Here is a 22052-nt window from a genome sequence, read left to right on the forward strand (position 1 = left end):
CCCGCCAGACGGGGACCATAGCGGTACCGCACCGGGCAGCGGAATGGCGATCACGGTACGAGCATCGATGGTCCCTTGGCATATGCCGCGCATGGGGAGGTTGTTGCCCGCTGAGCCATGACGAACATCACGCCGGACGGCCTCCGGAACGGAGCCCTCCGGTGGCATGGGTCACTCCGGGCGGACGACTCCCAGGATCTCCATCGAACCCGCACCCGCGAGGGTCACGTTCCGCCCCGGACGCGGCGCGTGGACCATCGCCCCGTTTCCGACGTACATCCCGATGTGACTGGCGTCCTTGTAGTAGACGATCAGATCGCCCGGCCGCATGTCCTTGATGTCCACCCTGGGCAGCAGGCGCCACTGCTCCTGCGAGGTGCGCGGGATGTTCCGGCCCGCCTTGCCCCAGGCCCGCTGGGTCAGCCCCGAGCAGTCGTACGAGTCCGGGCCCTCGGCGCCCCACACGTACGGCTTGCCGATCTGCGCCGTCGCGAACTCCACCGCCCGCTTGCCCTGGGGTGTCGCCGTGTTGTTCAGGCCCTTGAGGACACCGGTGTCCAGCCAGGCGGTCTGCGCCCGGTACTGCTCCTGCTCCTCCAGGCGCTGCAGCCGCGCGCGCTCCTCGGCCGCCAGCTCGGACTCGAGCTTCTTGGCGGCGGCTATCTTCTCCTCGATGTCCTTCTTCGCCTCGGCCTGCTTGACGCGGTTGGCCTCCAGCTTGGTCCAGTTGGTGCCCGCGTCCTTGGCGTAGACGGTCAACTGGGCCTGCGTCCTCGTCATTTCGGCCAGCAGGTCCTTGGTGGCCTTCTGGCCCTCCCTGAGCCGGCCGGCGTTGTCCAGGAAGAGCTGCGGGTCGTCGGTGAGGACGAACTGGGCGCCCTCGGGAAGCCCGCCGTTGCGGTACTGGGCACGGGCCGCCGCGCCCGCCTGCGCCTTGAGCGCGTCGATCTTCTCGCGTCCGGCGACGATCATCTTGGCCAGCCGCACGATCTCGGCGGACTGCTCCTTGGTCTGCTCCTCGGCGAGGTTGTACGCGTCGGTGGCGGCGGCCGCCTTCCGGTACAGGCCGTCGATCTCCTTGCGCACCTCTTCGAGGGTCTTCTTCGGAGCGTCGGGCGGGAGCGGAGCCGTGGGTGCGGTGGGCGAGGCGGGTGCCGACTTGGGAACGGCCGGGGCCGCCGAGGCCTGGAGCGTCAGCGCGGGCGAGGCCAGCACCGTCAGGGCGCAGACCACGGTGATCGCGGCGTTGACACGGCGGCGTCGGTTCACAAGCTCCCCCTCGTACGGCCCGCACCGGTATCTGATTTACCGTCAGTAACTTCGTCGTGACCTTGGTGATGGTGCCACGCGGAACGCGAAAGCAACAGGGGATACCGGGCCCTGTCGGGTCACTTTCCCCCACAGGGGACGAGTGAGGTGGGTGTTGCGTTCCCGACGTGCCGCGAATTCACCGGCAGTTGGCATCCGGATGGCCCTTCAGATGACTCTTCGGGCGGCTCTTCGGGTGGCACTGCGAGCGGCGCGCGTCCGTCAGCGGGGCGCGAGTGCTTCCCAGCTCACCGTCACTTCGCCCTGGCGCCACCGCCGGTGCCCGTCCGTCAGGGGCCAGTCCGCCGCCAGATCGCGTACGGCCCGGATCCAGCGCTGCCGTGCGCCGAGCGAGGCGAACGGAGCGGCCGCCGCCCACGCCCGGTCGAAGTCGCGGAGGAACGCGTGCACCGGCTCGCCGGGCACGTTGCGGTGGATCAGTGCCTTCGGGAGCCGCTCCGCGAGGTCCGACGGCCGGTCGAGCGAGCCGAGGCGGGTCGCGAACGTCACCGTCCGCGGGCCGGTGCGGTCGAGCGCCACCCACACGTGACGCCGCCCGATCTCGTCGCAGGTCCCCTCGACGAGCAGCCCTCCCGGCGTCAGCCGCGCGCACAGCCGCGCCCAGACCGCGGCCACCTCGTCCTCGTCGTACTGCCGCAGCACGTTCGCGGCCCGGATCAGCGCGACCTCGCCCGGTACGGGGACCTCGAAGCCGCCGTGCAGGAAGGTGAGCCCCTCCGTCTCGTACGGACGGGCGGCGGCGACCCGGGCCGGCTCGATCTCGATGCCGACGACCTCGGTACGCGGGTCGGCGGTGCGCAGCCGGGCCAGGAGCTCCACGGCGGTCCAGGGGGCGGCCCCGTAGCCCAGGTCGACGGCGACGGGCGGCTCCGCGGAGCGGCGCAGGGCCGCGCCGTGGACGGCGGCGATCCAGCGGTCCATGCGGCGCAGCCGGTTGGGGTTGGTGGTCCCGCGGGTGGCCGTGCCGACGGGGCGGCTCGGGGTGCGGAGCGTGGTGCGCGGGGCCATGGAACGAGGGTACGGGGCGCGCCACGCCGTGGGGACACGGCAATGAATTGGCAAAACGGAAATGGATGGCGGCATTCCGGTGTTGTCGGGCGTGAAGGACGCACTACGCGTCCCTTTTGCCGTGCCCGCACCGCCCGCCATCCCCTCAGCGGAAGGACCGTCGACGTGAGCCAGTACGTGTCCCGGCTCGCCGGCTCCCTGGCGACGCCGCCCCGGCTCCGGCTCCCCGGACGTCACCGGACCCCGCGCCGGGTGGCCATGCTCAGCGTCCACACCTCGCCCCTCCACCAGCCGGGCACCGGCGACGCGGGCGGCATGAACGTCTACATCGTCGAGCTGGCCAAGCGCCTGGCCGCCATCGACATCGAGGTCGAGATCTTCACCCGGGCCACCACCGGCGGCCTCGCCCCCGCCGTCGAGCTCGCCCCGGGCGTTCTCGTACGCCATGTGGACGCCGGGCCGTACGAGGGCCTGGCCAAGGAGGAGCTGCCGGCCCAGCTCTGCGCCTTCACGCACGGTGTGATGCGGGCCTGGGCGGGCCACCGCCCCGGCTACTACGACCTCGTCCACTCCCACTACTGGCTCTCCGGGCACGTCGGCTGGCTTGCCGCCGAGCGCTGGGGCGTCCCGCTCGTCCACGCCATGCACACCATGGCCAAGGTCAAGAACGCGGCGCTCGCCGAGGGTGACACCCCCGAGCCCGCCGCGCGGGTGATCGGCGAGACGCAGATCGTCTCCGCCGCCGACCGGCTGATCGCCAACACCGCCGAGGAGGCCGACGAGCTCGTCCGCTTCTACGAGGCGGAGCGGGCGAAGGTCGCCGTCGTCCACCCGGGCGTGAACCTGGACCACTTCCGTCCGGCCGACGGCCGCGCCGCCGCCCGCGCCCGCCTCGGGCTGCCCGCCGACGCCTTCATCCCGGTCTTCGCGGGACGTATCCAGCCGCTGAAGGCCCCCGACATCCTGCTGCGAGCTGCGGCCGTGCTCCTCGACCGGGATCCGTCGCTGCGCTCGCGCATGATCGTGCCGATCGTCGGCGGGCCGAGCGGCAGCGGCCTCGCCAAGCCCGAGGGGCTGCAGAAGCTCGCCGCGCGGCTGGGCATCGCGGACATCGTCCGCTTCCACCCGCCGGTCGGACAGGACCGGCTCGCGGACTGGTTCCGGGCGGCGTCGGTGCTGGTCATGCCCTCGTACAGCGAGTCGTTCGGTCTGGTCGCCATCGAGGCGCAGGCGGCCGGGACCCCGGTCGTCGCGGCCGCGGTGGGCGGCCTTCCGGTCGCGGTGCGGGACGGTGCCACCGGCTTCCTCGTCCCGGGCCACGACCCGGCCGACTACGCCCACGCGCTCGGGCGGTTCCTGGCCGACCCCGCGCTCTCCGCCCGGATGGGCGCGGCGGCGGCCCGGCACGCGGAGTCCTTCGGCTGGGACACGGCGGCCTCGGGCACGGCGGACGTGTACACGGCGGCGATGCACGATCATCGCCGTCGCGTACGCTCGCACCATGGCTGATCAAGCTGAGGACGTACGGCGGGTCGTCGAGGACACCTTCAAGGACGCCGAACTGGAGTGGGAGTCGCCCGAGCCCGGCTCGTACGTGGTGAAACTCCCCGGGACGCGGAAGCTCTTCACCACCCTGTCGCTGCGCGTCGGCCGCCACTCCCTCTCGCTCAACGCCTTCGTCATCCGCCACCCCGACGAGAACGAGCCGGGCGTCCACCGCTGGCTTCTGGAGCGCAACCTCAAGCTGTACGGCGTGAGTTACGCGGTCGACGGCCTGGGCGACATCTATCTGACCGGCAAGCTGCCGCTGGCCGCCGTCACCCCGGACGAGCTGGACCGGCTCCTCGGCTCGGTCCTCGAAGCGGCGGACGGCTCCTTCAACACGCTCCTGGAGCTGGGCTTCGCGAGCGCGATCCGGCGCGAGTACGAGTGGCGGGTCTCGCGCGGCGAGTCGACCCGCAACCTCGACGCGTTCACTCACCTGACCCAGAAGCCCGCGAACTGACTCTCCGCCCGCTGCAATCGCGCGGGATCGGGTGCTCCTGGCCGTCCCCTGCGCGACCCCTTCCGTACCCGCCGTGGCCGTGCCGGCCGGACTCCACGGGGGAGCTCCACGCGCGCGTCGAGGCGTACGGCGATCCGGACTCGGTCCGCCCCCGGAACCTGTACGAGGCCCAGCGGGCGCTCGGCCGCTGACGCGCGAGAGCCCCCGGCGCCGAGGGGCCGGGGGCTTCGCGGACTCAGGGACGGGGGAGCCGGAGTGTCACGAGGCCGCGTCCTGCGGCTCGGGCTCGCGGGCGGTGGTGACCACGGGCTTGGTGAGCGAGGGCGCTTCCGCGGTGGTGGCCACGGGCTTGGTGAGTGTCGGTGACGCGTCCACCGGGGTGTCGTCCGCGAGGGCCTTGCGGAGCCGGGTCGTGTAGCCGACTGCGGCGACGGCTCCGATGACGGCGGTGCCCATCCAGAGGTAGTCCGGCCCCGGTCCGTCGACGACCCAGCCCGCGAGGATCGGGGCGAGGAAGCCGGACAGCGCCCAGGACATGCCCATCACGCCCTGGTAGCGGCCGCGGGCGTGCTCGGGGGCGAGCTTGGCGGTCGCGGCGGCGTTGGTGGGGACGTGGACCATCTCGCCGATGGTCCACACGACGACGGTGGCGGCGAAGACCAGCGGAGTGCCGGCGAGGGCCGTGGCGCCGGTGCCCACGGCGAAGAGCAGCGAGGAGACGGTGAGCAGCACGGCCGGGGAGCGCTTCTCGGTCACCTTGTTGACCAGCAGCTGGAAGCCGACGATCACGACGCCGTTGACGGCGATGACGGCGCCGTACGCACCCGGCTCCAGTCCGGCCGCCGTCATGGTGAGGGGCAGGCCGACCCAGGGTGCGGTGAAGACGAGGCAGACGAGGAGGTTGAGGAGGACGAGCGTGCGGAAGGGGGCGTCGCGCAGGACGTCGAGGACGCTGACGCGGTCCTTCTCGACGATCTCGCCGGCCGGGTTCCGGCGGGCCTCGGGGCGTGTCTCGGGAAGGCGGAGGAAGACGATCAGGGCGCAGAGCGTGACCGCGACGGCCTCGACGACGAAGAGGGTGCGGTACCCGAGGAAGATCGCGGCGCCACCGCCGAAGGCGGCGACGGCGAAGCCGAGGTTGAGGGCCCAGTAGTTGAGGGCGAAGGCCCGGCGGCGGTCGTGCTCGGGGACCATGTCGGTGATGGTCGCCGAGATGGACGGCCGGACGGCCTGCATGGAGACGCCCATCACCAGGACGACGGCCGCGACGCCCCAGCCGGTGGAGACCAGCGCGAGGGCGGCGGCGCAGGAGGCCGTCACCAGGTGCATGGTGACCATCGTGGGCCGTCGGCCCCACTTGTCGGTGAGCGTGCCGCCGAGCGGGGAGCCGGCGACGCCGCCGAGACCGTGGAGGGCGACGACGAGTCCGGCGAACCAGGCGGAGTGGCCGAGCTCACGGGTGAGGTAGAGGGAGAGGAAGGTGAGCACGAAGGCGCCGGTCCGGTTCACCAGGGTGGAGAGCCAGAGCCACCAGAAGCCGGCGGGGAGTCCGGAGACCGTCGCGCGTGCTGATCGTCTGAGCGAGTCGATGGACATGTGTTGCCGGCCCCCGTGTGTGTAAGTCCCTCCAACGGCATCCGTAACTTACGCATCTCATACGACGGACGCCAGCGAATTGACGGTGCACGTCAATCGTCGGGCGTCGATTAGGCTCGGGCGCATGGCCGACGCACCGTACAAGCTGATCCTCCTCCGCCACGGCGAGAGCGAGTGGAACGCCAAGAACCTGTTCACCGGCTGGGTGGACGTCAACCTCACCGAGAAGGGCGAGAAGGAGGCGGTCCGCGGCGGTGAGCTGCTCAAGGACGCCGGCCTGCTGCCCGACGTGCTGCACACCTCCCTCCAGAAGCGCGCCATCCGCACGGCGCAGCTCGCCCTGGAGTCCGCCGACCGCCACTGGATCCCGGTCCACCGCTCCTGGCGCCTGAACGAGCGTCACTATGGTGCGCTCCAGGGCAAGGACAAGGCGCAGACGCTCGCGGAGTTCGGCGAGGAGCAGTTCATGCTCTGGCGCCGCTCGTACGACACCCCGCCGCCGGCGCTCGAGGACGGCACGGAGTTCTCCCAGTCGGCCGACCCGCGCTACGCGACGATCCCGCCGGAGCTCCGCCCGCGGACGGAGTGCCTGAAGGACGTCGTCGACCGCATGCTGCCGTACTGGTACGACGGCATCGTCCCGGACCTCCTGGACGGCAAGACGGTCCTGATCGCGGCCCACGGCAACAGCCTGCGCGCGTTGGTCAAGCACCTGGACGGCATCTCGGACGAGGCCATCGCGGGCCTGAACATCCCGACGGGCATCCCGCTCTCCTACGAGCTGGACGAGAACTTCAAGCCCCTCAACCCGGGCGGCACGTACCTCGACCCGGAGGCGGCGGCCGCGGCGATCGAGGCCGTGAAGAACCAGGGCAAGAAGTAACTCTTACGCACGAAAGAGCCCCCTACCTGCGGTTTCCCCGCCGGGAGGGGGCTTCTTCGTGGGCTCGGGCCGTCTGTGGGCCGTCAGGGGGACTGGGCCGTGCCTTCTCCGGGCTCCAGTGCCTGCCGCCACTCCGCTCTGGCACCGGCGCCCTGGAGCACCGAGGCGGCGGACCGGGCCTCGTAGTCGCCCAGCCCTCCTACGACCGTGACCGGGGCCTGCCGCGCCAGGACCCGGCTGTGCCACAAACTCAGCCCAGTCACTTTGCGCACTGCCAGGATCACGTCCTTCTCGCGCGGCCCGCAGGCGATGAGCACCACCTCGTGCGACGGGTCATCGCAGAGCAGCGTGAAGCACTCTGTGGACTCCTCGTCGGCCATCCCGCCCCCCATCCTCAGCGACCAGGAGCGTAGGCGCCTTCGAAGACGGCAGCCAGAGCTTTACGTGTCCGCTCCCGGCTGCTCGGCATGAGGTGGGCGTACACCCGCAGCGTCAGGCCGGGGTCCGAGTGTCCCAGGTACTCCGCCAGCGCCTTGATGTTCTCCCCGGCGTCAAGGCACCCGGCTGTGCTCCGCTCCGCCGGGCGGGCTTCCCGGCTCCGCTCGGGGCGCCGCTCCTGCCTTCGGCCCGCTCCGCCCCCGCTGCGCCGACGCCCGCCCCTGCAAGACGGGATAGGCCCAAGGGCATGAGTCGAGCCCCAACCGCCCGCGGTTCCATCTGCCACCGACATGCCTCCGGCGGGGCCTCAGGCTCCGGGATGGCGGGGGCACCGTACGCGGGTGCCAGCCGGTGGGGTGTGGCGGTGGGGAACTCCCATCCCGTCTGCCGTCGACCCAGGACAAGCCGAGCAGACACGGCACCGGGCGTCCAGGTCGTTCGTACAGTGGCGCGCTCCACCTGGACGCCCGGCACCGCGCCCGCTCCACGGTGTGTGGGCCGACGGCAGACGGGATGGGAGTTAGGTGAGTGGCGGGCTGAGGAGGGCCGGACAGGCTGGGCGTGATCACTTGATGAGGTGCAGCCCCAGCACTGCCCGGCATCCTCAGAGGATCACTTACGGAAGACGCGTCGCAGCTCCCGGACGACCTCAACGATGTCTTCGCGGCGACAACGCAGCAAAGCCACCATCCCCAGAATCAGGAAGGAGACCCAGCACAACAGAAAGATCTGAATCCAGGTGATTTCGGGCATGACGAAGGACCTCTTTCGGAGGCCCGTCGTCCGGCTAACCAGGGTGAGCCCGCAAAGCTCTTCGCTCCGGCACGACAAGGCTGACTAGTGTTCGATCTTGCTCGAAGTAGGCGGTTACCTAGCTTAGGGCACGGGGTAACTCGCCGTCCTAGTTATTCAGTCCGTGCCCCCCCGCGTGCCCGACAAGGGGGGAACCCTGCGGTGAACGACGGTCACTGGTGGCGAATGAAGAGCAGAGCGACCCCTGACCGATTTACCTGGTCAGGGGCCGTTCTACCTGGCGGTGGGTGTGGGATTTGAACCCACGGTGACTCGCGCCACGACGGTTTTCGAGGCTGCAGCTCGCCCATGGTCGCCCCGCAGCCCTCGGGTACCTTGCCCCTCATGGACGCCACGCAGGAGCCGACGGGACCGCTGTCAGACGAAGAGGTTCAGCAGTTCGTCAGTCTGCTGCGTCGCTACCTGCACCACGAACTAGATCAATGGCAGGGCCTCGTGACCGAGTCTGACTACGGGCCGCTCTACGCTTTCTTCACCAACAAACTTCCAGATGAGTGGCCACACGAGATGTTCCGACCGATCTAGCCGCGGCGGGCTGCTTCTAGAGCCTTCGACGCCACTCCAACGCTGTCCTAGCGATGCGCCCCGAGGCCGACGCACGTCAAGGCACGGCCTCTTGTGGGAGCCGGGTGACCCCGTGACGATGAAGGCATTAGCTGATCTATGGGAGCAGGCAATGACAAGTACGCGGGGTGCGCAGCGAACGGCGACCGTCGTCACCTTGGGTCTCACCTTGATTGGGCTCGTCGCAGCTGGCCCGCACCTACTCACGTGGATAGCTCCGGACAGTCTGAACTGGCAGGAATTAAGTCTGATCAGCCAGACCTACAGCGCGATCGCTGTGGTGATCTCGGCTGCTGCCCTCCTTGGCGTGGTCGTATCGATCTCGGTTCAGGCCCGACAGGCCCGGCTGGAAGGAGAGCAGACCTTCCGAGCTGCCCACCGGGAATTGACCATCTTGACCTTGGGCGACTCAGCGCTCATACGCTGTTGGGAACCGCCACGAACCCCGATGACGGAAGAGCGGCGGAAGCAGATCCTCGTAACCAACCTGATCATGAGCATGTGGAGCAGTGACCATCGCCTGAGGCGCATCAACGATCAGGCGATGAGCGTTGCACTGGAGGGTCACTTCCGAGGGGAAGTTGCTCGTGTGCACTGGACTAATAGCGGTCCAAGCTGGCGCGCGCACGCGACAGCGGTGGGTGATCCACACCTCAGCCGCTTCGTATACCTAGTCGACAGTGCCTACGCGGCCGCAGTTGCCGACGGGCCGCCGATCTCCGACAGTCAGTACTTCATCGCTCCTGAGGCCCGCACCCCATAGCGGCAAGGGCGTGGTTGCCTGGCGCTTGAGTTTGCCCAAGCGCCTGTCACGTGACCTGCGACTGCGGCCAGAACTGAGGAGGAGGCGCGTCGTGAGCCTTCAGGCGGCGGAGTCTCAGCCCCTCCTCAACCTGGGGTTGATCCCGACCAGCGGAGCGCAGGTCGCAGGCGGCGAGCCCCCTGATCGACTCGCGCGACCTATTCGTGGACTGGCGGCTGTCACAAGGGCACGGCGGCTGACCTGACCAGCAGAGACAGGGGAGGCACAAGGGGCTCCGGAGCCGTTAGCGCATGTGGGCAGACTCAGGGGGCTTGCGCGCGGCCGGCGCTGGCAGGGCACTCTTGGCCATCGGCGGAGCCTGGTCGACGGTTGGGTCCCGGGCTTACACCGGGCCGCCCCCGGACAGAACCAGGGATGCAGCTGCACTACAGAGCTGGACACCTCGGAAGCCGACCGCGCGCAGGTGGACGCTATCCCGCGGAACTGACAGACAGCCGCGAAGACCGTGCCACATCCGTGCCAGATCGTGCAGGAAACCACGGGGAATGAGAGCTAGTGCCGGGTTCTGGGATGTCGATCAGCTCCCGCAGTATCTGTGCATGTCAGCCCCCGTCCCACCTTCCCTCTCTTGTAAAGAGGTGGTTGCCGTGCGCCCCAGTGCCTCCACCGGCCAGAGGCATGCGCCTGCATGCGCCTTCCGCAGAGCCAGGAGCGCTCGACACACTCGGCTGGTCTGTCCGTCCGATGTCACGAGGGGGAGTAGTGGCTCGAACACAGTCCAAGTGCGGAGCACTCACGCAGAGGGGGACTCGATGTCAGCGCCTTGCCATGATCGGGGCCTCCAGGTGTGACCGTCACCGCGGCGAGTGGTCCTCCTACGAAGTCCGGAAGCGTAAGGCGCAGAAGAAGCAGAAGTAGCCGGCGGCTGGGCCGTGGGAGGGCGATCGAGGGCGACCAACGGTGACAGGTCACGACGGCTGAGCCACAGGTCAGGGGCCATCAGTCGCACGGCGCCCCAGGTCGGATCAGAACCAGGGCAAGAAGTAACCAAGCCTGCCGAAGAGCCCTCTCCCAGCGGTTTCCCCGCCAGGAGGGGGCTTCTTCATGCCCGGGGCCTTCTGCGGGTCCGTCAGGGCCGTGGTGCGATGGAAGCGGGGGCGGAAGGGAGAGCGATCATGCCCGGAGCGAAGCGAACGGGTGTCGCCGCCTCGGTGTCGGTCCGTCCACTGGCCGAGCCGGACCTGGATCGGGCCGACGCGATCTTCAGGGTCGCCTTCGGGACCTTCCTCGGGGCCCCTGAGCCGGAGACGTTCTTCGCGACCGCCGACTATGTCCGCACCCGCTGGGCGGCGGATCCACACGCGGCCTTCGTGGCGACCGTCGACGGCGAGGTCGTCGGATCGAACTTCGCCGCCGACTGGGGCAGCGTCGGGTTCTTCGGCCCGCTGACCGTACGTCCGGATCTGTGGGACCAGGGCGTCGGCCGGCGCCTCATGGAACCGGTCATGGCCTGCTTCGACACCTGGGAGAACAGTCACCTCGGCCTGTTCACCTTCTCGCACAGTCCCAAGCACCTCGAGCTCTACCGCCGGTACGGCTTCTGGCCCCGGTTCCTCACGGCCGTCATGAAGAAGCCGGTCGCCGCCGGTGCCGCGGTCCCCGGCCGAGTGCTGTACCGCGAGCTGACCGCCGCTGAGCGGACCGGCGCGCTGAGCCGCAGTCGCGCACTGACGGGGGCCGTGTACGAGGGCCTCAGCCTGGAGCGCGAGATCATGGCCACGCATGCCCAGGGGCTCGGTGACACCATCCTCCTCGAGGGCGCCGACTCCGAGCTCGACGGACTGGCTGTCTGCCACTGCGGGGCGGGGTCGGAGGCCGGTGAGGACGTGTGCTTCGTCAAGTTCGGCGCCGTGCGCCCGGGCCCGGACGCCGCGGACCGGTTCGAACGACTGCTGGACGCGTGCGAGCAGCTGGCCGTCGAGAAGGGGCTGGGGCAACTGGACGCCGGAATGAGCCTGGCGCGCGAGGACGCCTACCGGCGCATGATCCACCGTGGCTTCCGTACCTGGCTGCAAGGCGTGACCATGCACAAGCCCAACGAGTCCGGCTACAGCCACCCGGACGCCTATGTGATCGACGACTGGCGCTGAGTCCATCCACGGCGGCAGACCGCAGGGGTTGCGAGACATCGACCGACCGTGGAGAAACCGCGCGGGGACGGGCCACCCCGCTGACCGTCGACGCCCACGGCCACGTCGACGACGCCGAGAGCGCCGACCGGCTCATCCCGCCGGGGGACGACTGACCGCAGCCGCCGCCGACTACGCGGCGAGGCATATTCACGAGCGTGGTCCCCGAGGCGTCGGTAGCCTCCGCGTCATGTCTACCGCGCTCCGTCTCGAGAAGATCACCCCCGACAACGTCGACGCCGCGATCGCCCTGCGTGTGCATCCCCACCAGGAGAAGAACGTCGCCCCCGTCGCGAACTCGCTGGCGGAGGCGTACGCCTTCGGTGAGCCCGCCTGGCCCCGCCTCATCTTCGACGGCGACGAGCTCGTCGGCTTCCTGATGGCCTTCCTCGACATCCAGTGGGCCCCGAAGAAGGACCCCGAGGACTACCGCAGCGGCCTCTGGCGGCTCAACATCTCCGCCGATCACCAGGGCAAGGGATACGGGCGCTTCGCCGTCGAGGCGGTGCGTGAGGAGATACGGCGGCGGGGCGGCAGCCTGATGTACGTGTCGTGGGAGGGGGACGAGGACGGCCCCGGCGACTTCTACCGCAAGCTGGGCTTCCGCGAGACCGGTGAGACCACCGGGGGCCAGGCGGTCGGCGTGCTCGACGTGTGACGCCGCCGCGACGGCGACGCGAAAAGCCCCGCGCGAAAAGCCCAGCGTGAGAAAAGGCCCGCGTGAAAAGGCCGCGCGTGAGAAGCCCCGCCCGGGGGCGAATCCCGGGCGGGGCTTTTCGGTCCGACGGCTACCCCGAGCAGCCCCCGCACTGGCACGGCCCGCCGGACTGGCAGCCGCAGCCGCAGCCCGCGCCGCACCCGCAGGCGCCGAGGACGGGCAGGAGGGCCGCGTCGCGCGGCGCCTCCTGCTGGGGGTCGGTGGTCGTGGCGGATTCGGCCATGGGGGTCCCTCCTCGAAGGCGTACGTCGCCTCCCCCCATTGCATGCCCACCCCACCGGGCGCATCAACGGCGCACAGGAGTGCGAGCCCCTGCCCGCCGCCCGCGCGCCCGCACGCGCCGGGTGGCCGCGCGGGCGGCGGGCAGGGTCGGGGGGGGGGGGGGGGGGCGGGGCCCCCCCCCCCCCCCCCCCCCGGGGGCCCCCCCCCCGGCGGGGGGGGGGGGGGGGGGGGGGGGGGGGGTGGGGGGGGGGGGGGGGGGGGCGGCCCCCCCCCCCCCCCCCCCCGTCCGAGGGCTACGCGCCTTCGACCGGGGCGTCCGACTGCTGGAGCTCGTCCGCGTGCTCGCCCGTCACCAGGTACACCACGCGCTTCGCCACCGACACCGCGTGGTCCGCGAACCGCTCGTAGTAGCGGCCCAGCAGCGTCACGTCGACCGCCGTCTCGATGCCGTGCCTCCAGCGGTCGTCCATCAGGTGCTGGAACAGCGTCCGGTGCAGCAGGTCCATCTCGTCGTCGTCCTGCTCCAGCTGGAGCGCCAGGTCGACGTCCTTCGTGATGATGACCTCCGCCGCCTTCGCCATCAGGCGCTGGGCCAGCTGGCCCATCTCCAGGATCGTCGCGTGCAGGTCGCGCGGCACCGCCGTGTCCGGGAACCTCAGCCGCGCCAGCTTCGCCACGTGCTGCGCCAGGTCGCCGGACCGCTCCAGGTCCGCGCTCATGCGCAGCGAGGTCACCACGATCCGCAGGTCCGTCGCCACCGGCTGCTGGCGGGCCAGGAGCGCTATCGCCCGGGCCTCCAGGTCGTGCTGCAGGTCGTCGACCTTCTGGTCCGCGGCGATCACGCTCTCCGCGAGCTTCAGGTCGGCGTCGAGCATGGCCGTCGTGGCGCGCCCGATCGCCGACCCGACCAGGCGGGCCATCTCGACCAGGCCCTCGCCGATCGAGTCAAGTTCCTCGTGATACGCGTCCCGCATCGATGTCCCTCTCTCGCAGTCGTCCGGGGTCCGGTCGTGCTCGGACCCCCACGCTCCCACGTTCGACCGCCGACAAGTCAGGCGCGTCCACCCCACATGAATGAGCCCTTTCCCCTCGGTGAACTCTGGGCGACGTACGCCGCTGTTCCGGCCAGGCCAAATGAACCAGCACAGTCTCTACGGTGAACTCTGGGCGACGACTGTTCGAGCAGCCACACGGACGGCTGGGAGAGTGTCCATCGGCCCGCATAACCTGGATGGCATGGACGTGAACGCGGCGGTCGCCGCATTGGCAGCGATCGCCGGGGTGTGCACCGGCGTGATCGCCATGCTGGCGTTCCGCTGGAGCGAGCGCGACCAGGCGCGACCCACCCGGACCTCCCTGCACACCGACGCCGTGCTCCCGCCCGGCGTCGACACCGTGCTCTCCGTGCTGCGATCCTCCGCGGTCGTGCTCGACGAGAGCGACTCCGTGGTCAAGGCCAGCTCGGCGGCGTACGCCCTCGGTCTGGTCCGCGGCGGAAAGCTGGCGGTCGAGCCCATGCTCAACATGGCCCGCGACACCCGCCGCGACGGGGAGATACGGCAGGTCGAGCTCGACCTGCCCCGGCGCGGTACGGGACGCGGTGAGGCCCTCGCGGTCTCCGCCCGCGTCGCCCCGCTCGGCTCCCGCCTGGTGCTGCTCCTGGTCGAAGACCTGACCGAGGCCCGCCGTATCGAAGCGGTACGGCGCGACTTCGTCGCCAACGTGAGTCATGAGCTCAAGACTCCGACAGGCGCCCTCTCCCTGCTCTCCGAGGCCGTCATGGACGCCTCGGACGACCCCGAGGCGGTCACCCGCTTCGCCGGCCGCATGCAGATCGAGGCGACCCGCCTGACCAACCTCGTACAGGAGCTCATCGACCTCTCCCGGGTGCAGAACGACGACCCGCTGGAGGACTCCGAGCCGGTACGGGTGGACGAGCTGGTCGCCGAGGCCATCGACCGCTCCCGGCACGCGGCCTCCACCAAGCAGATCACCATGGCCTCGGGAGGCACCGCGGACCTGCACGTGTGGGGCAGCCGTGGACAGCTCGCCGCGGCCCTCGGCAACCTCGTCGAGAACGCCGTCAACTACTCACCGGCCCGTACGCGGGTGGGCATCGCGGCCCGCCGCGTCGCGGCACCCGGCGGCGACCTGATCGAGATAGCGGTGACCGACCAGGGCATCGGCATCTCCGAGAAGGACCGCGAGCGGGTCTTCGAGCGCTTCTACCGCGTCGACCCGGCCCGCTCCCGTGCCACCGGGGGCACGGGGCTCGGCCTCGCCATCGTCAAGCACGTGGCCGCCTCGCACGGCGGAGAGGTCACCGTCTGGAGCACCGAAGGCCAGGGCTCCACGTTCACCCTGCGGCTGCCCGAGGCGGGCGCCGTACGGGACCGCCGTCCGCCCGCCTCCCCCACCCCCGATCTCATGACCGAACCGCTCCCTGCCCCGGAGGTCCTTCCGTGACCCGAGTGCTTGTCGTCGAGGATGAGGAATCCTTCAGCGACGCCCTGTCGTACATGCTTCGCAAGGAAGGCTTCGAGGTCGCGGTCGCCGCGACCGGGCCCGACGGCCTCGACGAGTTCGAGCGCAACGGGGCGGATCTCGTCCTCCTCGACCTCATGCTGCCGGGGCTGCCCGGCACCGAGGTCTGCCGTCAGCTCCGCGGCCGCTCGAACGTCCCGGTCATCATGGTGACCGCCAAGGACAGCGAGATCGACAAGGTCGTCGGGCTGGAAATAGGAGCCGACGACTACGTGACGAAGCCCTTCTCCTCGCGGGAGCTGGTCGCCCGCATCCGCGCGGTGCTGCGCCGCCGCGGTGAGCCGGAGGAGGTCACGCCCGCCGCCCTGGAGGCCGGCCCGGTCCGGATGGACGTGGACCGCCACGTCGTCACGGTCTCCGGCGGCAAGGTCGACCTCCCGCTGAAGGAGTTCGACCTCCTGGAGATGCTGCTGCGGAACGCGGGCCGCGTCCTGACCCGTATGCAGCTGATCGACCGGGTCTGGGGCGCCGACTACGTCGGTGACACCAAGACCCTCGACGTCCACGTCAAGCGCCTGCGCGCGAAGATCGAGCCCGACCCGGGCGCGCCGCGGTACCTGGTGACGGTGCGCGGCCTCGGCTACAAGTTCGAGCCGTAAACCGTCGTACGCGGCCCTAGGTCCGCGTACGTACGTGAAGGGGCGCCCCGCCGGAGTGATCCGGTGGGGCGCCCCTTCCGCGTACGGGTGTGACGGGTGTGTCAGTGACCGGTCGAGCTGCTCGCGCCGCCCGTGGGCGTGGCGGTGCCGGTCGGCGTGGCGGTGCCCGTGGGGGTCGCGGTGCCCGTCGGGGTGGCCTCGCCGCCGTGGCCGGCGTCGCCGGTCGGCGACGCGGTGGCGGTCGGCTTGGCGGCCGGGGGCTGCGGGATCTCGGTCGGGCCGTAGGCGGCGAAGTAGCCGGTCGCCGGGACGACGAAGGCCGCCAGGGAGACGTCCCCGGTCCGGCTGAGCTTGAAGACGAGTTCCTGCCCGTTGCCGTCCTTCACGGCCTCGTGGCCGTTCTCGATCGTGGCGGAGGCGTTGCCCTTGCCGCCGATGACGACCGAGCCGCCCGCGGGGATCGTGATCGGGCCGGAGCCCGTGGCGGCCTTGAGCACCACCGGCGCGGGGGAGCCACCGAGCGTGATCGAGTCGAGCGTCTGCGGCGCGCTGCCGTTGTTGAACACCGTGGCGGAGACGACGGCCGGGCCCGGGGCCCCGGTGGTCGGCTGGGTGATCACGAGGGCGTTCTGGATCTTGACGTCCTCGACGGTGACGGCGGCGTTGTCAGGCCGGACGCCGAGCGTCTGCGCGTCGTTGCCGGCGCCACAGGCGGACAGCGAGGCGATCGAGATCACGATGGCGGTGGCGGCGAGGGCGCCGCGTCGAAGGCTGCGGCTCACGGCGGCGGCAACTCCTTGGACGTACGGACGGGCAGGGACGACCGGCTGGAGTCGAGCTCAGGACCAACCGGCTAAGGAAGAGCTAAAGGTGCGTCAGCGGGCTTAGGTTACCGAGCCACCCTCTCCGTCCCGCACCCGACCCGCCCCTTCGGGCCCCCGGGCCGTGGGGCCGCGGTCGCCACTCGCTTCGTGATCGCCTTCGCCGTGGCCGGATCACGTCGCATTGGCGCTCCGTTCACATAACAGACTTGATCAATTCGGTGACCGTCCGCGCATTCCCTCACGTGCCTCATGGAAAAACCCGCGTCACACCGTCGGGTGATCAATTCGGGATTCGGTCCAGGATGCATCCGCACGGGTGACCGATCCTCGAACGGAGTACGTGAAGATGTGCGCTCCGAAACCGGCAAAACGGGACATCACGCCTCCTCCGGGGTGCTCCGGGCAGGTGTGGCGGGCGCGTTTCTCTCCGTCCGTACAGCGGCTCCGACCTGCGAATACCGGCTTCCGGGAGCCCCGCGCAGCACGTTCGCGTCGCTGTTGTCAAGCCCTGAGATATGCCCTGACCTGCGAAAACGCCATTCAGAAGAAGCAGTTTCCGTGTTACCCTGGATAGCCACGGAAGGGGTACCTGTCACATGACGTTCAAGGTTGGCGACACCGTGGTCTATCCCCATCACGGGGCCGCGCTGATCGAGGCCATCGAAACTCGCCAGATCAAAGGCGTGGACAAGACCTACTTGGTGCTCAAGGTCGCCCAGGGCGACCTGACGGTTCGTGTGCCGGCGGACAATGCGGAGTTCGTCGGTGTTCGCGATGTGGTTGGTCAGGACGGTCTTGACCGGGTCTTCGAGGTGCTGCGCGCGCCGTATGCCGAGGAGCCCACGAACTGGTCCCGGCGCTACAAGGCGAACCTCGAGAAGCTCGCCTCCGGCGATGTCATCAAGGTCGCCGAAGTGGTCCGCGACCTGTGGCGCCGGGAGCGCGAGCGCGGTCTCTCCGCAGGTGAGAAGCGCATGCTCGCCAAGGCTCGGCAGATCCTGGTGAGCGAGCTGGCGCTCGCGGAGAACACGAACGAGGACAAGGCCGAGGCCCTCCTCGACGAGGTCCTCGCGTCCTGAGCGAAGGCTATGCCGCGGTGCCCGATGACGTGCTGTGTCCCACACACAGCGCTGTCGCCGGGCGCTGCGGCATGTTTCGTGTCCGGTCCGGGGGATCCTCCCGACGCGTTCCAGCACTGCCGACTGCGCCGGGTGATCTTCCGAGTGACCTTCCGGTCGGTCTCGCGTCCGGTCGATCTCACGTCCGGGTGATCTCGGGGTGACGTCCGTCTCGTGACGCGTCCGTCCACGAAACTCCCGTACCCCTGCCCCCCCTCGCGTCCCACGGCTCTGTGCCACTCGCAACGCCCCGACCGTCGTCACGGAAGGGGCCCGGTCAAGGCGTCGCGTCCAGCTCGCTCAGGCCATACCCATGTCGGCCGAGCAAACAAACCTGCCGGAGTGCAACCGATGACAGACGAAACGCGTCCCGCGCGCACCGCCGCTGTGATCCCCGCGGCGGGCCGGGGCGTACGCCTCGGCCCGGGCGCCCCCAAGGCGCTCCGCGCGCTGAACGGCACCCCCATGCTCATCCACGCCGTCCGGGCGATGGCGGCCTCCCGCGCCGTCTCCCTCGTCGTCGTGGTCGCGCCCTCCGACGGTGCCGCCGAGGTCAAGAACCTCCTCGACGCCCACGCGCTGCCCGAGCGCACCGACTACCTCGTCGTCCCCGGCGGCGACACGCGCCAGGAGTCCGTACGCCTCGGCCTCGCAGCACTGCCCGAGGGCGTCTCGACCGTCCTCGTCCACGACGCGGCCCGCCCGCTCGTGCCCGTCGACACCGTCGACGCCGTCATCGAGGCCGTACGGGACGGGGCCGTCGCCGTCGTCCCCGCCCTGCCGGTCGCCGACACCGTCAAGGAGGTCGAGCCCGCGCAGACGAAGGGCGACCCCGAGAGCGTCGTCGCCACGCCCGAGCGCGCCCGGCTGCGCGCCGTCCAGACCCCGCAGGGCTTCGACTACGAGACCCTCGTCAACGCCCACGCGACCGTCGCCCTCACCGGTGACGGCGCGACCGACGACGCCGGCATGGTCGAGCGGCTCGGCGCGCCCGTCGTGGTCGTCCCCGGCCACGAGGAGGCGTTCAAGGTGACCCGGCCCCTCGATCTCGTACTGGCCGAGGCCGTACTCGCCCGCAGGAGGGCCAACGATGGCTTCTGACCTCCCGCCGATCCCGCGCACCGGCATCGGCACCGACGTCCACGCCTTCGAGAAGGGCCGCGAGCTGTGGTGCGCCGGCCTGCTGTGGGACGGCTCTGAGAGCGACGGGTACGGCCTCGCCGGGCACTCGGACGGTGACGTCGCCGCCCACGCCGCCTGCGACGCCCTCTTCTCCGCCGCCGGCATCGGCGACCTCGGCGCCCACTTCGGGACCTCCCGGCCCGAGTGGTCCGGTGCCTCCGGCGTCACGCTCCTCACGGAGGCCGCCCGGATCGTCCGCGCCGAGGGGTACGAGATCGGGAACGTCGCCGTCCAGGTCATCGGCGTACGCCCCAAGGTCGGCAAGCGCCGCGACGAGGCGCAGAATGCGCTGAGCGCGGCCGTCGGCGCCCCCGTCTCCGTCTCCGGCACGACCACGGACGGCCTCGGCCTCACCGGCCGGGCGGAAGGCCTGGCGGCACTGGCGACGGCCCTGGTCTACCGCCGGCCCTGACCGGTGCCGGCCGCCGCCCACCGGACGCCACCGGCCGCCGACCCTGACCGCCACCGGCCCCCGGCCGCCGACCGCCGGACGCCGACCGCCGGACGCCACGTGCCGCCGACAACGACCCGGCCGGCGGCACCCGTCCGCGGTGGTGTGCCCCGGACGGGACGGGCCCGGGGCACGGACGGTCCGCCGTCCCTCACGGCCGGACGGCGGTCGGGCTTCCGGCCCGCGCGTGCCCGACCGCCCCGCCGAACCCGCCGGACCCCGCCCCGCCTGACGTACCGCCGGAAAAATCCCGCCCCGCGAGCGGCAATCGGTCGCGGGGCACTACCACACGCCCACTACCCTGGAGTGGTGACTATTCGCCTGTACGACACCAGCGCCCGGCAGATCCGTGACTTCTCCCCGCTCACACCGGGCTGCGTCTCGATCTACCTCTGTGGTGCCACCGTCCAGGCCGCCCCGCACATCGGCCACATCCGGTCGGGGCTGAACTTCGACATCATGCGCCGCTGGTTCGAGTACCGCGGCTACGACGTCACGTTCATCCGCAACGTCACCGACATCGACGACAAGATCATCGCCAAGGCCGGAGACCAGGGCCGCCCCTGGTGGTCCATCGGCTACGAGAACGAGCGCGCGTTCAACTCCGGCTACGACGCCCTCGGTTGCCTGCCGCCCACCTACGAGCCCCGTGCCACCGGCCACATCACCGAGATGATCGAGATGATGCGCGGCCTCATCGAGCGCGGACACGCCTACGAGGCCGACGGCAGCGTCTACTTCGACGTCCGCTCCTTCCCCGGCTACCTCGCGCTGTCCAACCAGGACATCGACGACCTGCGCCAGCCCGCCGAGGAAGGCATCACCGGCAAGCGCGACCCGCGCGACTTCGCCATGTGGAAGGCCACCAAGCCCGGCGAGCCCGACTGGGAGACCCCGTGGGGCCGCGGCCGCCCCGGCTGGCACCTGGAGTGCTCGGCCATGGCCCACAAGTACCTCGGCTCCGCCTTCGACATCCACGGCGGCGGCCTCGACCTGATCTTCCCGCACCACGAGAACGAGATCGCCCAGGCCAAGGCCTTCGGCGACGACTTCGCCTCGTACTGGGTGCACAACGCCTGGGTCACCATGAGCGGCGAGAAGATGTCCAAGTCGCTCGGCAACTCGGTGCTCGTCTCCGAGATGGTCAAGCACTGGCGCCCCATCGTCCTGCGCTACTACCTGGGCACCCCGCACTACCGCTCGATGATCGAGTACAGCGAGGAGTCCCTGCGCGAGGCCGAGTCCGCGTTCGCGCGGATCGAGGGCTTCGTCCAGCGCGTCACCGAGAAGGCGGGCAAGACCGTCCCGCCCGCCCCCGAGGTGCCGCCCGCCTTCGCCGAGGCGATGGACGACGACCTGGGCGTCCCGCAGGCGCTCGCGATCATCCACACCACCGTGCGCCAGGGCAACAGCGCGCTGGCCGCCGACGACAAGGACGAGGCCATCGCCCGCCTCGGCGAGGTCCGGGCCATGCTCGGCGTCCTCGGCCTCGACCCCCTCGACCCGCACTGGGCCGAGGAGACCGACCGCGGCGAAGAGCTCCACGGCGTCGTCGACACCCTCGTACGGCTCGTGCTCCAGCAGCGCGAGTCGGCCCGCGAGCGCAAGGACTGGGCGACCGCGGACGCGATCCGCGACCAGCTCGGCCAGTCCGGCCTCGCCATCGAGGACAGCCCCGACGGCCCCCGCTGGACGCTGGGCACCCGCTGATGATGTGCCGCTCGGGGAGCCGGGCGGCACACTTCACTTACAGACCTATGTACGCGCGTGAACGCACATGCGTACGCAACACCGAGGATTAGGTAGTCATGGCCGGGAACAGCCAGCGCAGGAACCGCCGTACGTCCAACAAGAAGGGCGCGACGGTCGGCAGCGGTGGCCAGCGGCGCAAGGGCCTGGAGGGCAAGGGCCCCACGCCGCCCGCCTCCGCCCGCAAGGGTCACAAGAAGAACCGCATCGCCAACGCCCAGGCGAAGCAGGCCGCCGCCCGGCGTCCCGCACCGCGCCGAGGCGGCCCCAAGGGCACCTCGGAGATGGTCGTCGGCCGCAACCCGGTCTTCGAGGCGCTGCGCGACGGCGTCCCCGCCACCACGCTCTACGTCCAGCAGTTCATCGACAACGACGAGCGCGTCCGCGACGTCCTCAAGCTCGCCGGCGACCGCGGCAACATCAACCTGATGGAGGCCCCGCGCCAGGAGCTCGACCGGATGACGAACGGCCTGAACCACCAGGGCCTCGTCCTCCAGGTCCCGCCCTACGAGTACGCGCACCCCGAGGACCTCACGGCGGCCGCCTACGACGCCCACGAGGACCCGCTGATCGTCGCCCTCGACGGCGTCACCGACCCCCGCAACCTCGGCGCGATCGTCCGCTCCGTCTCCGCCTTCGGCGGCCACGGCGTCGTCGTCCCCGAGCGCCGCGCGGCCGGCATGACCGCCGGCGCCTGGAAGTCCTCGGCCGGCACCGCCGCCCGGACCCCCGTCTCCCGCGTCACCAACCTGACCCGGGCCCTGGAGGGCTTCCAGAAGGAGGGCCTCACGGTCGTCGGCCTCGCCGCCGACGGCGAGCACACCGTCGAGGACCTGGAGGCGCTCGACGGCCCCGTCGTCATCGTCATCGGCAGCGAGGGCAAGGGCCTCGGCCGCCTCGTCGGCGAGACCTGCGACTACCGCGTCCGCATCTCGATGCCCGGTGGCGCCGAGTCGCTGAACGCCGGCGTCGCCGCGGGCATCGTCCTCTACGAGGTCGCCCGCCGCCGCACGAACTGACCTCGCCACACGCCGTACCGAACGGGCCCACCTCCCTG

22 protein-coding genes and 1 pseudogene are annotated in these 22052 nt (G+C 70.7%); 14 read left to right on the plus strand and 9 right to left on the minus strand.

Annotation, left to right across the window (positions count from 1 at the left end; genetic code table 11):
- Positions 1-171: 171 nt before the first annotated feature.
- On the minus strand, positions 172-1269 hold the full coding sequence (locus tag ACF1G2_RS24420; protein ID WP_391800292.1) for an NlpC/P60 family protein: 1098 nt from the start codon (positions 1267-1269) through the stop codon (positions 172-174).
- Positions 1270-1530: 261 nt separating this feature from the next.
- A complete protein-coding gene (locus tag ACF1G2_RS24425; RefSeq protein WP_391800293.1) occupies positions 1531-2337 on the minus strand; it encodes a class I SAM-dependent methyltransferase in 807 nt (268 codons plus the stop codon).
- 165 nt (positions 2338-2502) lie between these two features.
- Between ACF1G2_RS24425 and mshA the strand changes: the two genes are divergently transcribed.
- Both mshA and ACF1G2_RS24435 read left to right on the plus strand, forming a co-directional pair.
- Entirely contained in the window at positions 2503-3846 is a 1344-nt protein-coding gene (gene mshA / locus ACF1G2_RS24430) for a D-inositol-3-phosphate glycosyltransferase (RefSeq protein ID WP_391800294.1), read from the plus strand.
- On the plus strand, positions 3839-4342 hold the full coding sequence (locus tag ACF1G2_RS24435; RefSeq protein WP_391800295.1) for a YbjN domain-containing protein: 504 nt from the start codon (positions 3839-3841) through the stop codon (positions 4340-4342). The genes mshA and ACF1G2_RS24435 overlap by 8 nt, the downstream gene beginning before the upstream one ends.
- Positions 4343-4600: 258 nt before the next feature.
- On the opposite strand, the gene ACF1G2_RS24440 is transcribed toward ACF1G2_RS24435, so the two are convergent.
- Positions 4601-5938 carry an MDR family MFS transporter gene (locus ACF1G2_RS24440; RefSeq protein ID WP_391800296.1) on the minus strand — a complete coding sequence of 446 codons (1338 nt, stop codon included), beginning with the start codon at positions 5936-5938 and terminating at the stop codon, positions 4601-4603.
- Between the two features lie 124 nt (positions 5939-6062).
- On the opposite strand from ACF1G2_RS24440, the gene ACF1G2_RS24445 reads away from it, so the two are divergent.
- The gene (locus tag ACF1G2_RS24445) at positions 6063-6821 is read left to right on the plus strand and encodes a phosphoglyceromutase (protein ID WP_391800297.1); all 759 of its coding nucleotides are present in this window, start codon (positions 6063-6065) and stop codon (positions 6819-6821) included.
- An 83-nt stretch (positions 6822-6904) separates the two neighbouring features.
- Here the strand turns inward: ACF1G2_RS24445 and ACF1G2_RS24450 are convergent, their stop codons facing one another.
- The 3 genes and pseudogenes from ACF1G2_RS24450 to ACF1G2_RS24460 all read right to left on the minus strand — a co-directional run bounded on the left by ACF1G2_RS24450 (position 6905) and on the right by ACF1G2_RS24460 (position 8012).
- Complete coding sequence (locus ACF1G2_RS24450; protein ID WP_391800298.1) at positions 6905-7201, minus strand: ribosomal protein L7/L12; 297 nt, start codon at positions 7199-7201, stop codon at positions 6905-6907.
- Between the two features lie 14 nt (positions 7202-7215).
- A pseudogene (locus ACF1G2_RS24455) lies at positions 7216-7377 on the minus strand (site-specific integrase); the annotation flags it as partial.
- 494 nt (positions 7378-7871) lie between these two features.
- Positions 7872-8012, minus strand: coding sequence for a hypothetical protein (locus ACF1G2_RS24460; RefSeq protein ID WP_391800299.1), 141 nt, complete (start codon positions 8010-8012; stop codon positions 7872-7874).
- Between the two features lie 384 nt (positions 8013-8396).
- On the opposite strand from ACF1G2_RS24460, the gene ACF1G2_RS24465 reads away from it, so the two are divergent.
- From ACF1G2_RS24465 to ACF1G2_RS24480, 4 genes are all read left to right on the plus strand, one after another.
- Entirely contained in the window at positions 8397-8597 is a 201-nt protein-coding gene (locus tag ACF1G2_RS24465) for a hypothetical protein (protein WP_391800300.1), read from the plus strand.
- 118 nt (positions 8598-8715) lie between these two features.
- Positions 8716-9399 carry a DUF6082 family protein gene (locus ACF1G2_RS24470; protein ID WP_391800524.1) on the plus strand — a complete coding sequence of 228 codons (684 nt, stop codon included), beginning with the start codon at positions 8716-8718 and terminating at the stop codon, positions 9397-9399.
- 1175 nt (positions 9400-10574) lie between these two features.
- A complete protein-coding gene (locus tag ACF1G2_RS24475) occupies positions 10575-11549 on the plus strand; it encodes a GNAT family N-acetyltransferase (protein ID WP_391800301.1) in 975 nt (324 codons plus the stop codon).
- 229 nt (positions 11550-11778) lie between these two features.
- Entirely contained in the window at positions 11779-12246 is a 468-nt protein-coding gene (locus tag ACF1G2_RS24480) for a GNAT family N-acetyltransferase (protein WP_391800302.1), read from the plus strand.
- Positions 12247-12376: 130 nt separating this feature from the next.
- On the opposite strand, the gene ACF1G2_RS24485 is transcribed toward ACF1G2_RS24480, so the two are convergent.
- Entirely contained in the window at positions 12377-12529 is a 153-nt protein-coding gene (locus ACF1G2_RS24485) for a hypothetical protein (protein ID WP_391800303.1), read from the minus strand.
- A 292-nt stretch (positions 12530-12821) separates the two neighbouring features.
- Complete coding sequence (gene phoU, locus ACF1G2_RS24490) at positions 12822-13502, minus strand: phosphate signaling complex protein PhoU (RefSeq protein WP_391800304.1); 681 nt, start codon at positions 13500-13502, stop codon at positions 12822-12824.
- Between the two features lie 262 nt (positions 13503-13764).
- Between phoU and ACF1G2_RS24495 the strand changes: the two genes are divergently transcribed.
- Together ACF1G2_RS24495 and ACF1G2_RS24500 are read left to right on the plus strand one after the other, a co-directional pair.
- Complete coding sequence (locus ACF1G2_RS24495) at positions 13765-14994, plus strand: sensor histidine kinase (RefSeq protein ID WP_391800305.1); 1230 nt, start codon at positions 13765-13767, stop codon at positions 14992-14994.
- Positions 14991-15671, plus strand: a complete 681-nt coding sequence (locus tag ACF1G2_RS24500; RefSeq protein ID WP_017242433.1) for a response regulator transcription factor — start codon at positions 14991-14993, stop codon at positions 15669-15671. Before ACF1G2_RS24495 ends, ACF1G2_RS24500 begins: the two co-directional genes overlap by 4 nt.
- A 101-nt stretch (positions 15672-15772) precedes the next feature.
- Here ACF1G2_RS24500 and ACF1G2_RS24505 read toward each other — a convergent pair whose 3' ends face one another.
- Positions 15773-16453 carry a DUF461 domain-containing protein gene (locus ACF1G2_RS24505; protein WP_391800306.1) on the minus strand — a complete coding sequence of 227 codons (681 nt, stop codon included), beginning with the start codon at positions 16451-16453 and terminating at the stop codon, positions 15773-15775.
- Between the two features lie 638 nt (positions 16454-17091).
- Between ACF1G2_RS24505 and ACF1G2_RS24510 the strand changes: the two genes are divergently transcribed.
- From ACF1G2_RS24510 to rlmB, 5 genes are all read left to right on the plus strand, one after another.
- Positions 17092-17574 (plus strand): CarD family transcriptional regulator, encoded by a 483-nt coding sequence (locus tag ACF1G2_RS24510; RefSeq protein WP_003953493.1) that lies wholly within the window; start codon positions 17092-17094, stop codon positions 17572-17574.
- A gap of 390 nt (positions 17575-17964) precedes the next feature.
- A complete protein-coding gene (ispD, locus tag ACF1G2_RS24515; RefSeq protein WP_391800307.1) occupies positions 17965-18714 on the plus strand; it encodes a 2-C-methyl-D-erythritol 4-phosphate cytidylyltransferase in 750 nt (249 codons plus the stop codon).
- A complete protein-coding gene (ispF, locus tag ACF1G2_RS24520; RefSeq protein ID WP_391800308.1) occupies positions 18704-19207 on the plus strand; it encodes a 2-C-methyl-D-erythritol 2,4-cyclodiphosphate synthase in 504 nt (167 codons plus the stop codon). Before ispD ends, ispF begins: the two co-directional genes overlap by 11 nt.
- A gap of 348 nt (positions 19208-19555) precedes the next feature.
- Positions 19556-20956 (plus strand): cysteine--tRNA ligase, encoded by a 1401-nt coding sequence (gene cysS, locus ACF1G2_RS24525; RefSeq protein ID WP_391800309.1) that lies wholly within the window; start codon positions 19556-19558, stop codon positions 20954-20956.
- Positions 20957-21054: 98 nt separating this feature from the next.
- Positions 21055-22014, plus strand: a complete 960-nt coding sequence (gene rlmB, locus ACF1G2_RS24530) for a 23S rRNA (guanosine(2251)-2'-O)-methyltransferase RlmB (RefSeq protein WP_391800310.1) — start codon at positions 21055-21057, stop codon at positions 22012-22014.
- Positions 22015-22052: the final 38 nt, after the last annotated feature.

The organism is Streptomyces sp. NPDC013457 (assembly GCF_043089925.1).
Classification (GTDB): domain Bacteria; phylum Actinomycetota; class Actinomycetes; order Streptomycetales; family Streptomycetaceae; genus Streptomyces.